The sequence below is a fragment of the Sinorhizobium sp. NFACC03 genome, from assembly GCF_900103435.1.
Classification (GTDB): domain Bacteria; phylum Pseudomonadota; class Alphaproteobacteria; order Rhizobiales; family Rhizobiaceae; genus Ensifer.
The window spans coordinates 1-14,454 of the sequence record NZ_FMXF01000019.1; the positions used below are offsets into that span (position 1 = coordinate 1).

Here is a 14,454-nt window from a genome sequence, read left to right on the forward strand (position 1 = left end):
CATCCTCAAGGCCTTTCTGGCCGGACCACAGGATCTTTCCTTCAGCGAAACCGCAAGCGACGTCTCGATGCAGATGTGGACACGGCTGCGGGGCGTCGTCCTGCCGCAATACAGCCTCGACTGGGTGCGCGTCATCCAACCCGCGTCCTTCAGCCTGAGTGTTGCGTCCGACCGCATCAAGCCGGCGCGACTTGCCGCACCTTTCGCGCGGGCCATTGACAGCGCCTACCGCAAGCGGATGGCGCCGGGCGAACAACGCTGGTCCGCCGTGTCTGCCGCCGGCATCGGCCAGGCCGGTTTCACGACACAGGAAACCGATCGCAACGGCTTTGCCGCCGTGGTCGATCGCTTCATCGCGCACTTTCCGCTGCGCCCCGAATGGGCCGAAGGGCAACTCAACTACATTCTCGGTGATGCGGAGCAAAAGCCCGAACAGGGAGAGCTCGTCTACGCTCTGGTTGCCGCGCGCACCGGCACGCTCGTTGGCGCTTTCGCCTATTACGCCAGGGCGGGCGCGATCGGGCGGGTCCTGCAGGTTTTGGCGCTGCCGGGCCAGGCTGGCCCGGTCATCGACTGTCTTGTCGATCATGCCGCCAAGCGTGGGCTCCCGGGCTTACGGGGACGGACACAGCCGGTGCTTATGGAAGCCATGCTCGGGCGTCGGATCGCCTTCGTCCATGTTTACTCAACCGTACTTCACTCCCGTGATCCGGCAATCGTCCAGGCCTGCCGGGACGGGCAAGGCTTCTTCAACGGTATTGCCGGAGAACACTGGTGCCGGCTGATCGCCGGGACCTTCGGTTGATCTTGCTCGGTGATTCGTATCCGTTCCTATGTTGTTCGATCACCCGCCGCAGCGAACGACGCGCGAATGGAAATCTGTACGCAATCAACTTTGAACTCTTGTATCGATGCATACGCTCCCTTTTTGCAGATAGCGATGATCACCACAAAAGGCACGTGCTGCGGGTGCCGAGTCCACGGCAACCCATCGTCACTGGCTTAATTCCATGAAGAGGTATAGATTGACCGGCCGGTCGTCCCCCCCGTGCCGACGACCGGGAATGACTGCATGGGAGATCGGGCGAATGAAGCCTATCTCTCCCAAGAAGGTCCGCGGGTCGAAGGCTATCAGCGATACCCCCGCGTGAAACTGAGAGCGTCAACTGGAGGATGGGCCGGGAACCACGGCCGCCAGGGAGGTTTCAATGCAGTGGGCAGTCAATGATCTTAATGGCCAATGGAATGCAACCGAGCTTGAAATGCTCCAGCGCACATTCGACCGGGTCTGCCTGTGGCAGAACATCCCTGCGAACAGTCTGCGTGCAGGGCGTCTGGTTCGGTATCTGACGGATCAGCTTCGCGGCGGCATCTGCGACGAGGGTACCCTGTTTGAAAACGCCATGTTGCTGGAGCGATCGCGTTCGGAGGCGACGTCCTTTCCCCGACGCGGCGCGCCGATGCGTGTGCTCAACTAGCTCCGCCGATAGATAGATCCGCGAGACCTGCAAGGTCGACCCCTTGTGAGAGCAGAGCGTTTCCGCACCCCATCGGGAACCGTGCGGAAAATGGCTGTTGCCGCGATCAGCGGCGTGTCGGCTTTCCGGGCTATGATCCCGGCCAGCTGCGGCATGTCGATAGGCGGGAACAAATCCTGCGTCCAGTCGATTGAATGGTCATGAAAAACATGACCCTGTCGATAGCACTGTTGATGCTGTTTCCCGCCGCTATCGCTCTGGCCCAGCCGCTTCAGCCAGATGCGATCAACAACGCTTCGATCGCGCCCACTTCGTTGGAGCCGAAGACGGGAGCCGCTGACGAACCCGACCCCGCCATCGTTCGGCTTCAAGTTCTTCTGGATCGCGCGGGTGCGTCGCCTGGCGTGATCGACGGCTACGACGGCGAGAACGTCCGCAAGGCGATTGCTGCCTTCGAGACCATGCAAGGTCTGCCTGCAGACGGCAAACTGGACCCGGATGTCATTGAACGACTTTCGGACCAGACGCCGGCGGTACAGCCCTATGTCATCTCCGAAGAGGACACCAAAGATCTCGTCGCCACTATACCCAAAGACTACTCCGAACAGGCGAAAATGGATCAGCTCGGATATACGAGCGTCGCCGAGAAGCTGGCCGAGCGCTTTCACATGGACATTGATCTCTTCAAGGCGCTCAATACGGCCTCTATGTTTTCGGTCGGCGATACCGTGTCCGTTATGATCCCCGGAGCCTCAAGGCAGGGGACAGTCAAACGCATCGAAGTGCACCGACGCTGGGGCCAGGTCATGGCCTTCGCAGGCGACGGAACGCTGATCGCCGCCTATCCAGCCACGATCGGCAGCCGAGAGGCCCCGTCGCCTTCCGGCACGCATAAGGTCAAGGGGGTCGCTCGCACGCCTCCCTATGTCTACAATCCGAAGATCAACTTCCAGCAGGGCGACAACCGGAAGATAATGACGTTGCCCGGCGGTCCGAACGGCCCTGTTGGAAGCGTCTGGATCGACCTGTCGAAGCCAACCTACGGAATCCACGGCACGCCGGAACCATCGATGATCGACAAGTCCGGATCGCACGGATGCGTCCGCTTGACGAACTGGGATGCGGAAGAATTGGCAGGGATGGTCAAGCCTGGCGTCATCGTTAAGTTCGTAGACTGAGCCTGAAGCGACGTCGCGAATGAGAGAGTGCAGCCGCGCAAACGAGCGGTCCGGCCGTGGTACTGCGTGAAAAGCCTGTATCCAGCAATCAGCGTATGCGCGTCTGAACGCGCACGATGTTCATCTGAAGCTCATGCCTCGTCGCGTATCTGCCAAGCACCTTGATCAGGCGCTGCTCTTCGGTCTTGTGAATGCCGGTGCGCCGGCAATAATCGGCGACGTCCCAGATATGTTTGGCCTGGGGGTTGTCGACTGTTCGGATATCCGCGTGTTTCATCCTGCACCTCCCCTTGCGAGCGCATAACGTTGGCAGGCCGGTTTGGTTCCGCCCCTCCACTGAATCGGACGGCAATTGTCGCCTTCAAGGGAACGTAGTTTCCGCCCGCTGGTTTGGGGCGCGAAATACCACCCAAAACAGGAGGCAGATGCGATGTTCAATAGACTTCTGATTGCAGCCGTCATGGCGGCTTCTTTCACCGGCACCGCCATGGCCCAGGCCGATATGACCTGCGATGAAGCCGGCATGACAAAGCTGGAAACGGATGTGGGCTCCATCACCGACGCCACCAAGAAGGAGATGGCAACGAAGGAACTGGCCATGGCCAAGGAAGCAATGGCGGCGAAAGATACTGCGAAATGCAAGACCCACATGGAGAATGCCATGAAGGGCAAGGACGCCATGTGATTTCAGGTTGCGGCGGCTACTGCATGTTTCCTTTAATCGTTGCCGGTTAAAGGACAAAAACATGCAGCGATTCAAAGTGCTACAGCGACCTTTGCGCGTCTGATAAGACGCGCGGCGCTGTAGGGTGTTTCGCCACTTTCCGCGTGGCGTGACACCAGGCCGGAGATCTCCTTGCAAGAAGGCGGGGGCCTCCGCGGGCTTTGTCTAATCGATCTTCTGCAAAATGCGGCGGGCACGTTCGATGATCGGTGCATCGACCATCCTGTCGCCGACAAGGAAGGCACCCCTGCCCTCGGCCGCCGCACCTGCCGCGGCATCGAGCACGGCGCGCGCCCAGGCGACCTTTTCTTCGCTTGGTGAAAACGCGGCATTCATGATCGGCACGGCGGAGGGATGAATACAGGTTGCACCGTCGAAGCCATGGCGGCTCGCTTCGCGGGCAGCCGCCTCAAGGGCATCGCGCTGCTGATAGTCGGCAACGGTCGTGAGAGTGCCGAAGGACAATTTGCCTTCCGCCTTGGCCGCGAGATGCACGAGCAACTTCGGCAGACGCAACACCTCGGGGAGCGGTTCGGCCCCCATGCTCGTGGCAATATCCTCACCACCGGCTACGAGGCCCAATACGCGCTGACAGGCGGCAATTGGTCTTGCGTCCAGCACCGCGCCGGCATCTTCCAACAGCGCGACGAAAACGAGCGGCTCGCGCCGGAGCTCACGTTCAATCGGTGCCAGATGTTCGGCAAGAGCGCGCAGCTGCTCCGGCGAACGGGCCTTGGCGATAAAAAGACCGAAGGCGCCTGCACGGCAGGCGGCCTCGGCATCCGCCTTCTGCAATCCCGGTTCGGCATTGATCCGGACGAAGGTCTTGGCGCCGCTTCGCCCGGCCAGGTGGACTGACTGCGCAAGTCCAGCACGTGCCGCCTGCTTTTCGCCGTCGGCGACGGAATCTTCGAGATCGAGGACGATGGCGTCGGCGCCACGTTCATGCGCCTTGGCGATGAAGCGTTCGGACGAGGCAGGCACATAGAGAAGAGATCGCAGTCTCATGCTGCCTCTTCCTTCAGAATGAGGTCGATTGCGCTTGCACTTAGGCCGGCTTCGGTCAGGACTTCAGCCGTGTGTTCCCCAAGCGTTGGTGCCGGTCGCCGCCAGACACCCGGCGTCTCCGAAAGCCGTGGCACGATGTTGTGCATCGGCAGGCTACCGAACTCCGCGTCCTCCACGTCGACGATGATTTCACGCTCGGTAAAATGCGGGTCGGAAACGGCATCTGCGATGTTGTAGATCGGCCCAACCGTCGCGCCGGCCTCGCGCATGATCTTCAGCGCTTCGTCGTGGTCGTGCCCGGCAAACCAGCCGCCGACGGCCTCGTCGACCAGATCCCGGTTCTTAACGCGCTCCGAATTCGTTGCAAAGCGCGGATCCTCGTTCATGTCGGCACGGCCGATGATCTCGAAAATCCGCCTTGCGACCTGCGGCGTGGAACCGGACAGCGCCACGTATTTGCCGTCGCGGCACCGGTAGACGTTGCGCGGCGCGGCTGTGTTGGAGGCGCTGCCCACGCGCTCCTTGATCTTGCCGGTCGTCTGGTAGATCGCCGCCTCGGGCCCAAGCACGGAAAACATCGGTTCGAGCAGCGAGAGGTCGATCACCTGTCCCTTTGCGTAACCGCGATCGCGCGCGAGCAACGCCGTCACGGTGGCCGAACTACCGTAGACACCGGCGATCATGTCGGCGAGCGCCAACGGCGGCAGCACGGGTTCGCGGTCGGGAAAGCCGGTTCGGTAGGCAAATCCGCTCATGCCTTCGACGATCGTACCGAAGCCCGGGAACTGCGCATAGGGGCCGGTCTGGCCGAAGCCGGAAATGCGAACGATGATCAGGTTGGGGTTGCGGGCATGCAGCGCTTCCGGCGAAAGGCCCATGCGCTCCAGCGTCCCCGGCCGAAAATTTTCGATGAAGACGTCGGCCGTTTCGATCAACGCCCAGAGCGCCGCCATGGCCGCCTCCTGCCGAAGGTTGAGCACGACGGAGCGTTTGTTACGGCTATAGGTCTTCCAATAGAGCGAATGACCGTCGTCCTTCCAGTCGCGCAGCGGATCGCCGGCCGGCGGCTCGATCTTGATGACGTCGGCGCCGGCATCGGCGAGTTGCAGCGACAGCATGTTGCCGGCGACGAGGCGCGAGAGGTCCAAAACCCTTGTGCCGACAAGCGGCCCCTTGGCAGCGGGATCGAATTGTCGCTTGGCAAACACGCTCATCGAATGCGCTCCCCGGTTTCCTTGTCGAAGAGCAGAACCTTGTCGGCATCGATCGTAAGCGTCACATCCTGGCCGGCCGAAAGCAGCTTGCCGCCATGGACGACGACGGAAATATCCTGGCCGCCCATATCGACGACGATTTCCTGATCTTCGCCGGTCGGTTCGACCAGGCTGATGCGGCCCGGCACACCCGTTGCTCCAAGCGTGATATGTTGCGGGCGGATGCCGCAGACGAGCCGCGTACCCGGATGCACCTGTCGTCCAAGCGGCAGCGAGACGCCGCCACGGGTCAATGCCGTTTCGCCGTCAGCGATCGCCTCGATGAGGTTGATCTCCGGCGAGCCGATGAAGCCGGCAACGAAGAGATTGGCGGGGTCGTTGTAGAGTTCGAGCGGCGCGCCCGCTTGCTCTATTTTGCCGCCGTTCATCACCACGATCTTGTCGGCCATGGTCATGGCCTCGGTCTGGTCGTGGGTGACGTAGACCATCGTCCGGCGCAGCCGCTGATGCAGTTTCTTGATCTCGCCGCGCATCTTCACCCGCAGCTTGGCATCGAGGTTCGAGAGCGGCTCATCGAAGAGGAAGGCGCGCGGGTCGCGCACGATGGCGCGGCCCATGGCAACACGCTGACGTTGGCCGCCGGAGAGTTCCCGCGGCAAGCGGTCGAGCAACTTTTCCAGGCCGAGGATTTCGGCCGCCTCGGTCACGCGCTTGTGGATCTCCGCCTTTGGCGCACCGGCGAGTTTCAGCGCGAAACTCATGTTTTCCGCGACCTTCATGTGAGGATAGAGCGCGTAGGACTGGAAGACCATGGCGATATCACGCTCCTTCGCCGGCATGTCGTTGACGACCTTGCCGCCGATGGTGATTTCGCCGGCTGAAATATCCTCCAATCCGGCGATCATACGCAACAGCGTGGACTTGCCGCAGCCCGAAGGGCCGACGAGCACGACGAATTCGCCATCGCCCATTTCCAGCGAGATGTCGTTGAGCACGGCGACACTGCCATAGCTCTTGCCGACACTTCTGAGCTCTATCTCGGACATGTTTCCTCCCTTCCTTTCCTCGTCGCGCGACTAGCGCTCGGCGACCTCGAGCCGGCCGATCGACATGCGTCCAGCCGAGGCCATGCGCAGACCTGCCATGCCGTAGCTGAGCGTCGCATCATCCACTTGGAGCACTCGCTCACCATCGACGAAAAGCGCCAGCTTGCCGCCTTCGACCGTGAGATCGACCGCGTAACTCCGGCCGTATTCGATACGGAACGAGCTGCGCGCGAGGATCTTGGTGCCGTGATTTTCCAGAAGGATCACGGCCTCGCCATTCTCAAAACCGGCGGCATAGAAGCGGCTTGTCCCTTGAGCGCGTGCCACCACCAGATGCGAGGCGCCGGAGAGCGGCTGAAGCTCCGCGACGACACTGACGTCCCGCAGGTAGGCATTGCCGGTCCAGGCATCCGCATCGGTCGCCGTATGCGCATGGATGCGCCCCTGCTGCAGGCTCCAATGGCCACGGTTCCAGGTGAAGCGGGTGATGCCGCCCCATTCGTGCACTTCTTTGGCCGGGTCGATCACGGCGCGGCCCTTGCCGGACACGGTGAAGTCCGCCAGAAACAGCCGGCCGAGGAACTTCAGGCGGCCGAAATATTCGACCAGGATACCGATCTCATCGACCGCCTCGCCATTGCCATCGGGGATGGTGAATTCGTAGTCCTGCCAGCCGCTCGTCGAGGGCACGTGCCAGGCGCTCGTTTCCTGAATGGTGCCGGTCATGGCACGACGGACGTAGGACGCCACCCGCAGATTGCCGTCGCCATTCCACGGGTCGAGCCAGAGCTTGAACTTCACCGTCTGGCCGTCATCGGCAAGCGGCGTGAACATCGGGCGGTAGCGCTCGTCGTCGAAGTCGGAGCGGCTGTAGAAGGGCTTCCAGAAGATCCGCCCACCCTGCCCGCGTTCCAGCCGGTCGAGCAGGATTTCCAACGATCCCTTGGCATTCTGCGTATGGCGCTCCGCCGATGCCTTGACGGCAATCTGGTTGAACGGCTCGGTGCGGAACCCATGGGTCGCGCCGGGAGCGTCGAAGTCGAAACGCACGCCGCGACGCTCGAAATCCTCGACCCAGAGCGCTGGAGCTTCCCGCCCCTGCAGGCGGAGCGCCAGCACGGTCAACTCGCGGGCAAAAGAGGGAATATCAACGACGTTGATCGTGCCGGTAACGCCCGAGGCGACGACGAAATCGTTGATCGGCTTGCGGTATTTGTCCCAGCTCGGCTGCACCTGCTGCAGGGTGCCGACGATCGCACCGGCATTGCCGGCATTGCAGTCCGTATCCCAGCCGGCCATCGTCGCGATTTCGACCGTGCGCGAAAGGTCGCCCTGACCATAGATCAGCGCCATGACGAGAACGCCGGCGTTCGGAATGATGTGGCAGACGCCGGGATAGCGGTCATAGCCCCATTCCGCAGTCAGCATGTCGCGGCAGGCGCGCCACTCGTTCGGGTTGCTGTCGTGGAAACGAAGTACAGCGCGAGAAACCTTGGCGTAGATGGAATCGGCCGGGATCGTCGCGAGGCCGGTCTCGATGACTTCCTCGATGCTTTTTGCAACGAAGGCCTGGGCGATCGCCGCGGCGCAGAAACGCGCGCCGTTCAATCCCTCGCCGTCATGGGCGACACTTGCGGCACGCGCGGACGCTTCGGCCGCGGCCTTCGGGTCGGCCGGGTGCACCCAGCCCCAGCTGTCGATGAAGATCTGGCCGCCGATCTGCTCGGCAACCGTGGTGCCGTTCTGGGCGATCGAGCCGGACTGCGGCGCCGGGATGCCGGCCCGAAGGTTCTGGTAGGCGGTATGCTCGGTCGAATTACCGAAACCGCCCCACCAATACATGCCGTGTTCCTCGGCCGCATAGTTCAGCCAGGTCTTGCCGACCTCTTCCGCGGTCGCGCCGAGACCGTAGTCGCGTAGCGCCCGGATGAAATAGACCGGGCCGTTGGTGTCATCGTCCGCCGCGAAATTCTTGAAGTCCCGCAGATATTCCGTCACCTCGCCATAGGTGTCCCGGATGCGTTCATAGCTCCAGATGGTCGGTTCGACAGGAGCGCCGAGGCGCACGCCGATCGCCTTGCCGATGAAGCCGGAATAGATCCGCTCGAAGATTTCTGTGGTGCTGAGCATCGGATACTTTCAAAGACTAGAGACTGGAAACCTGGGTGAGTTCGGGGACGGCAACGAGGCCCGCGCGTGCCTGCGCCCGCGCTGTTTCGCGTTTGCGGTCTGCCGCCTGGATGGCAGTCACCGTTTCGGTGAAGGCATCGGCGGAGCCGAAGAGGTCGAGCTTGTTGACGCGGTCGAGCTGGGAGGCCATCGCCCGGTCTATGATGCTCTCGCCATGCATGGCGCCGAGGATCGCGCCAGCCATGACGCCGATCGAATCCGTGTCGCGGCCGGAATTGATGCCGTCGACGATCGTCTTGTAGAAATCCCCGTCATTGACGACGGCAAAGCCGAGGGCCAGCGGCAATTCCTCGATCGCGTGGAGGCGCGACGGCTGGTAGGCGTCCGTGGCAATGCCTGCCTTCTGCGGCGTATGCTGCACATTGTCGCCCATCGGCGAGTAGCGGGCGATGATCCGATGGAACTCGGCGACGACCGTCTGATGGTCCGTGCCCCTCAGTGCGCGCGCGGCGCCCACGATATCGGCAATCGCATTGCGCGTACCGTCTTTGGCAACGGCAAGCGCTTCTTCGACGACAGCGTCAAGCGTGGTGCCCGGCACGAAAGCGGCGGCAACGGCTGCCGAAAGCACGCCGGCAGCCTCCAGGCCGAAACTCTGCTGGTGGCCGGAGGCAAAGGCGATCGCCTCGTCATAGGCTGCCTTCGGATCGCAGGCGTTCGCCACGCCGATCGGAGCGATGTACATGGCCGCGCCGCAGTTCACCATGTTGCCGACCCCGCCCTGTCGCGGGTCGCAGCCGGAAAGCTGATGGCGCTGGAAGATCCACTTTTCCGGATAGAACAGACGCTCAATGAGCATCGTTTCGCGCTGCAATTCCGGCACCCAGCGCGGCGTCCAGGCGATCTCGCGCACCATGCCGGAAGCCATGTCCCAGGCATCGAGGTGACGCTTGACGTCGTCGTAGATCGACATGACGCAGAGCGTCATCAGCGTGTCGTCGGTAACGATGCCGCCACCGCGGACACGGCCGTTGCGGGCCGCTTCGCTCTGCTTCATCCGGTGCCACTCGGTGTTGAGCGACGTCACCCGGCCATAGCGCTCACGAATTTCTGCGGCGGAGAGTTTTTCGACCGGCGCCCCGATGGCGTCGCCGTAAGCGACGCCAAAGAGAAGCGCCCGGACCCTTCCCTTGAGGGAGAGCCCTGCAGCATCATTTGTCATTGAGAACCGTCCTTGCATATTCGGTCATTTTCTCGCCGCCGGCACCGTTCCATTCGGAAACGAACTGGTCCCATTGGTCCATCTTGGCTTCACCGGAGACGAACTTGTACACCCAGGCCCGGTAGACGTTTTCGGTGGCATCGATGTCGGTGGCGTATTCGGCAGGCCAGACGAAAGCGTTGTCCGGCTTGAAGTCTGCTGAGATCGTCTTCAGCGATTGTTGCGCGGCCTCGCTCAGCCATTGCACCGGCGGTTGCCAGTTGGCGGCAACGAGGAAGCGGGCATACCAGGTGGCGAGCTTGTCGGTCGGCTTGATGGTTTCGCCGTCCTTTGTGTACTGCTCGCCTGCAAACCCAAGGCGCTCGATCGCCTGGCCCTCGGGGCTGGCGATGAAATCGAGCAGCTTGACCACCTCTTCCTTGTGTTCAGAGGTCGTCGCAATGGCGAGACCGCGGGACTCCTTCGAAACGTCGAGTGCCATCAGGCCCTGGCCGGCCGGCCCCTTCGGCGGCGAAAGCAGGCTCAGCGTCACGTCAGGATGCGCCTGGCGCATCTTGCCGCCATAGATGTCGATGACCTCTGCGGAAGAGCCGAAGATCACGCCGGCCCGGCCGGAATAGAACTTGTCTTCCTTCACGTCCCACTTGGTAGTGATGAACTCCGGGTCATAGAGGCCCTGCTCGCGAAGCGATGCATAGAAGGCGATCTTCGCCTTTTCCGCTGCCGAGACGCGGGCATGGATCCATTCGCCGGCATCGTTCTTCAGCCAGGTGCCGGTCACGCCGAAGGCCTGATTGAAGATCGCATCGAGCTCCTGGGTGTTATCGGCAGTGGTGACGCCGTAGCTGTCGGCCTTGCCGTTGCCGTCGAGATCGCCGTCCTTGATCGCCTTGAAGAGGGTGACGTAATCGTCTGTCGTCTTCGGCGCCGCGACGCCCGATTTCTCGAGCCAATCCGCGCGGATGACCGGCTGCGGCATGCGCGGCGGATAGACATAGAGCAGATAAGGATAGTTCTTCAGTCGCTCGACATTGTGCGGAAAGAGCGCGTCCTTGAGATAGGTCGTCTTCGGCAGCCAGTTGTTCCAGTCTTCGAGCACGCCCTGTTCGGCCATCTTGGCGTCGCCGCCCTGGAAATAGATGAGGTCCGGGATATCGCCTGACAGAAGCATGGCGCTGAGCTTGTCGGCGTAGCCCGAGGACGGCAGGTCGATGACCTGAATGTGGATGTCGGTGCCCTTCGCCTTCAGCGCCTCCTCATAGGCCTTCATGAGCTTGACGTCGTCAGGATTGCTCGTCGTGAGGTCCTTCGAGACGACGCGGATCGTTACCGGATCGGCGAAGGCGGGCATCGCGACGCTCGCCATCAGTGCCACGGCGGTCGTTGCGCCAAGGATCAGTCTTCCAAGCATGTTTGTTCCTCCCAATATGCTTTGGCCATTTATGTTTCGGTTCGACATCGTCAGCCCTTCAGCGCACCGCTCATGGTGCCCTTGGTGAAGAACTTCAGGATGAGCGGGTAGATCGCGAGGATCGGCGCGATGGTGAGCAGGATCATGCCGGCCTTCAGCGCACGGATGTTGATTTGGCTCGCACCCGTGTAGGTGTTGCTTTCGACCACCCCTACCATGGCGAGCTTGTCGCCCTCGACCACGAACTGGCGCAGGACGACCTGCAGCGGCCACTTCGACTGGTCGTTGAGGTAGATCATCGCCCGGAAAAACTCGTTCCAGTGGAAGACGAAATAGAAGAGCGCGATGGTCGCGAGCGCCGATTTGGCGAGCGGCAGCGCCACGTACCAGAAGATCTGGAACGGATTGGCGCCGTCGAGCTCGGAGGCCTCGATCAGTTCCTTTGGCACCTCCTCGAAGAAGCGCACCAGGATGATCAGATACCAGGCGTTGACCACCTTGAAGAGGATCAGCGACCAGTAGCTGTCGAGCAGGCCGAGGCGCTTGTTGATGAAATAGTCCGGGATGATGCCGGGCTCGAAGACGATCGTGACCAGCACGAAGACGAAGATGATACGCCGTCCCGGCAGACCGGGACGAGAAAGCGCCCACGCCATCAGCGCCGTAAGAACGACACCAAGAGCGGTGCTGACCAGCGTGATAAAGATCGAATTGAGGAGACCCCGCTGAACGGCGGAATTGTTGATCAGCAGATCCCAGACCTCGGTCGAAAACCCATTGGGGATGACCGTCAGGCCACTCATGCCTGCGACCTTGCCCGGATCGGAGAACGAAATGGCGAGCAGGTTGAGGAGCGGCTGGACCGTCAGGACGACGAGGAACAAGAGCGTCGAGACGATGATCGCATATTCGAGCCGCTCAAGCGGTGTTCTGCGGACGTTGTGGGCGGCCATCACCATACCCCCTTGCCGGTAAGACGTTTGGAAAGAAGGTGCGCTGCGACGATCATCAGCATGCCGAGCACCGCCTTGAAGAGGCCGGCGGCCGTCGCCAGCGAGTATTCGCCTGTTTGCAGGCCGATGCGGTAGACGTAGGTGTCAATGATATCGATCTTGCTGCGCACGACGTCGTTGGAGAAGTTGATCACCTGGTTGAGATCGGCGTTCAGGAACATGCCGGCATTCAGGATGAAGAGTGTCGCAATCGTCGGCACGATCCCGGGAATGGTGACATAGCGGATCTTTTGCCAGCGGTTCGCCCCATCGATCTCGGCCGCGTCATAAAGCTCCTGATCGATGGCGATGATGGCGGCGAGATAAAGCAGGCTGTCCCAGCCGGCCGATCGCCAGATCTCCGAGAAGACCAGCACCCAGCGGATCGAGCCCGTGTCGGTCATGAAGGACACCGGCTGAATGCCGAAAAAGCCGATGATGTCGTTGACCGCGCCGTCGCTCGGCGACAAGACGGCGATAAATACGCCGGCTATGACCACCCAAGAGAGGAAGTGCGGCAGATAGATCGCCGACTGGATGAATTTACGGAAAGCGCCACCGCGGATCTCGTTGAGCAAAAGCGCTGTGATGATCGGGACCGGGAAGAAGAAGACGATCTTCATCGTCGACAGGATCAGCGTGTTTGCCAGCACCTGCCAGAAGATCGGCGACGAGAACAGCGTCTGGAAATGCTTGATACCGACCCATATGTTCGGCGGGATGATGCGCAGCTGCTCGAAAGCGATCTTGGCTTCCCAGATCGGAAAGTAGTGAAAGATCACGAAGAAGATCAGGCCGGGCGCCATCATCAGGTAATACGGCCACCATTGCCGCATACCCCTCGATAGCCCCTGGCGCCGAATTCTGGGAACGTTCCCATTTCGTGACATAGTTGCGTTCACCACAAGCTCGTTGCCTACCGTCATTGCTTACCTCCCTGCCGCCACGCGCACGGGTGCCGAGGCCGAAACGTCGGCAAGCGAGCCGCGCTCCACCAGTCGGCACGGCAGATAAATCCGTTCGCGTTGGCGCCCACCGGCGATCTGATCGATCAGGCATTCGACCGCGCGAATGCCGATCTGCCGGCCGGGCTTTTCGATAGTCGTCAGGCCCGGCCAGGAAAAGGCCCCTGCCGGGATGCCGTCGAAACCCAGGATCGAGATGTCCTCCGGGCATCTCAGCCCCGCCTCGCGAACGGCTATCATGGCCCCAAGCGCCATCAGGTCGTTGGCGACGAACACGGCGCGGTTTCCTCTCCACTGCTTCGTAAGCAGGCGGGCCATCGCGCTGCGACCGCCCTCGACCGTATAGTCGGACTCTTCGACCATCAGGACTTCGGGATCGACATCGCGGGCGATGCAGTGCTCGTGGACCGAGCGCAGGAAGCGGGCGCGCGCGAGACGAGACCTCGGGCCGAGCATCAATGCCGGCGCCGGGTGTCCGCGCTCGACAAGAATATCCATGCCGAGCCGCACCGCCTGAGCGATGTCGGAGCCGACGCTCAACGTATCGGGGAAGCGCTCGGCGCTGGAGCCGATGAATACGAAGGGCATGCCAAAACGGTCGAGGTCGTCGAAATTATCCGCAACGGGATTGATGATCGCGCCATCGACGCGCGCCCGGCGCAGGGCACGCAGGTGGGTTGCCTCCTTGTGCGCATCCCAATCGGACGAGAAGATGAGAAGTGAAATGTCGTCCTTCGCCGCCCGATCCTGCGCTCCGCGCGCAACTTCGGCCCAGAACGGGTTGGTGATATCAGGAATAACGATGCCGAGCAGACCGCTCCGGCCGGAGCGCATGCCGACGGCAAGCTGATTGGGCTCGTAGCCGGTGACGGCGACCGCCTTTAAGACGCGATCGCGTGCTTCCTCGGAAATATTGGCAGAGCCGCCGAGAACACGCGCGACGGTGCTCTTCGAAACGCCTGCGCGTTTCGCAACGTCGATAATGGTCGCCCTTCGACCAGTCGTGTTGTTCATAAGCTTCCTCCCAAAGCTCAGGCAATGTTTTTCAAGCCATCACCTGAACTCTGTGGGAACGTTACCACAGCG

General features: G+C 61.7%; 14 protein-coding genes. 4 read left to right on the forward strand and 10 right to left on the reverse strand.

Going from position 1 to position 14,454, the window contains the following annotated elements; all coding sequences use genetic code 11:
• The 3 genes from BLU35_RS35700 to BLU35_RS21920 form a co-directional block, all read left to right on the forward strand.
• Positions 1-805, forward strand: an 805-nt coding sequence (locus BLU35_RS35700; protein ID WP_093234460.1) for a hypothetical protein, incomplete at its 5' end; no start/stop codon positions are given.
• Between the two features lie 403 nt (positions 806-1,208).
• Positions 1,209-1,478: a hypothetical protein gene (locus tag BLU35_RS21915; protein WP_057249283.1), complete on the forward strand. Its 270-nt coding sequence runs from the start codon at positions 1,209-1,211 to the stop codon at positions 1,476-1,478.
• Positions 1,479-1,672: 194 nt separating this feature from the next.
• Positions 1,673-2,656, forward strand: coding sequence for a L,D-transpeptidase family protein (locus tag BLU35_RS21920; RefSeq protein WP_093234461.1), 984 nt, complete (start codon positions 1,673-1,675; stop codon positions 2,654-2,656).
• An 88-nt stretch (positions 2,657-2,744) separates the two neighbouring features.
• Here the strand turns inward: BLU35_RS21920 and BLU35_RS21925 are convergent, their stop codons facing one another.
• Positions 2,745-2,933, reverse strand: a complete 189-nt coding sequence (locus BLU35_RS21925; RefSeq protein WP_093234462.1) for a hypothetical protein — start codon at positions 2,931-2,933, stop codon at positions 2,745-2,747.
• A gap of 153 nt (positions 2,934-3,086) precedes the next feature.
• Here BLU35_RS21925 and BLU35_RS21930 point away from each other — a divergent pair, with 153 nt between their 5' ends.
• On the forward strand, positions 3,087-3,341 hold the full coding sequence (locus tag BLU35_RS21930) for a hypothetical protein (protein ID WP_093234463.1): 255 nt from the start codon (positions 3,087-3,089) through the stop codon (positions 3,339-3,341).
• Between the two features lie 204 nt (positions 3,342-3,545).
• Here the strand turns inward: BLU35_RS21930 and BLU35_RS21940 are convergent, their stop codons facing one another.
• The 9 genes from BLU35_RS21940 to BLU35_RS21980 form a co-directional block, all read right to left on the reverse strand.
• Positions 3,546-4,388 (reverse strand): HpcH/HpaI aldolase/citrate lyase family protein, encoded by an 843-nt coding sequence (locus BLU35_RS21940; RefSeq protein ID WP_093234464.1) that lies wholly within the window; start codon positions 4,386-4,388, stop codon positions 3,546-3,548.
• Entirely contained in the window at positions 4,385-5,602 is a 1,218-nt protein-coding gene (locus BLU35_RS21945) for a CaiB/BaiF CoA transferase family protein (protein WP_093234465.1), read from the reverse strand. Before BLU35_RS21945 ends, BLU35_RS21940 begins: the two co-directional genes overlap by 4 nt.
• Positions 5,599-6,648, reverse strand: coding sequence for an ABC transporter ATP-binding protein (locus tag BLU35_RS21950; protein WP_093234466.1), 1,050 nt, complete (start codon positions 6,646-6,648; stop codon positions 5,599-5,601). Before BLU35_RS21950 ends, BLU35_RS21945 begins: the two co-directional genes overlap by 4 nt.
• A 30-nt stretch (positions 6,649-6,678) precedes the next feature.
• A complete protein-coding gene (locus BLU35_RS21955; RefSeq protein WP_093234467.1) occupies positions 6,679-8,778 on the reverse strand; it encodes an ADP-ribosylglycohydrolase family protein in 2,100 nt (699 codons plus the stop codon).
• Between the two features lie 16 nt (positions 8,779-8,794).
• A complete protein-coding gene (locus tag BLU35_RS21960; protein ID WP_093234468.1) occupies positions 8,795-10,000 on the reverse strand; it encodes an ADP-ribosylglycohydrolase family protein in 1,206 nt (401 codons plus the stop codon).
• A complete protein-coding gene (locus BLU35_RS21965) occupies positions 9,990-11,411 on the reverse strand; it encodes an extracellular solute-binding protein (RefSeq protein WP_093234469.1) in 1,422 nt (473 codons plus the stop codon). The genes BLU35_RS21960 and BLU35_RS21965 overlap by 11 nt, the downstream gene beginning before the upstream one ends.
• Positions 11,412-11,461: 50 nt before the next feature.
• Positions 11,462-12,364 carry a carbohydrate ABC transporter permease gene (locus BLU35_RS21970; RefSeq protein WP_093234581.1) on the reverse strand — a complete coding sequence of 301 codons (903 nt, stop codon included), beginning with the start codon at positions 12,362-12,364 and terminating at the stop codon, positions 11,462-11,464.
• Entirely contained in the window at positions 12,364-13,239 is an 876-nt protein-coding gene (locus tag BLU35_RS21975) for an ABC transporter permease (protein WP_286161582.1), read from the reverse strand. The genes BLU35_RS21970 and BLU35_RS21975 overlap by 1 nt, the downstream gene beginning before the upstream one ends.
• 93 nt (positions 13,240-13,332) lie before the next feature.
• Positions 13,333-14,382: a LacI family DNA-binding transcriptional regulator gene (locus tag BLU35_RS21980; RefSeq protein ID WP_093234471.1), complete on the reverse strand. Its 1,050-nt coding sequence runs from the start codon at positions 14,380-14,382 to the stop codon at positions 13,333-13,335.
• Positions 14,383-14,454: the final 72 nt, after the last annotated feature.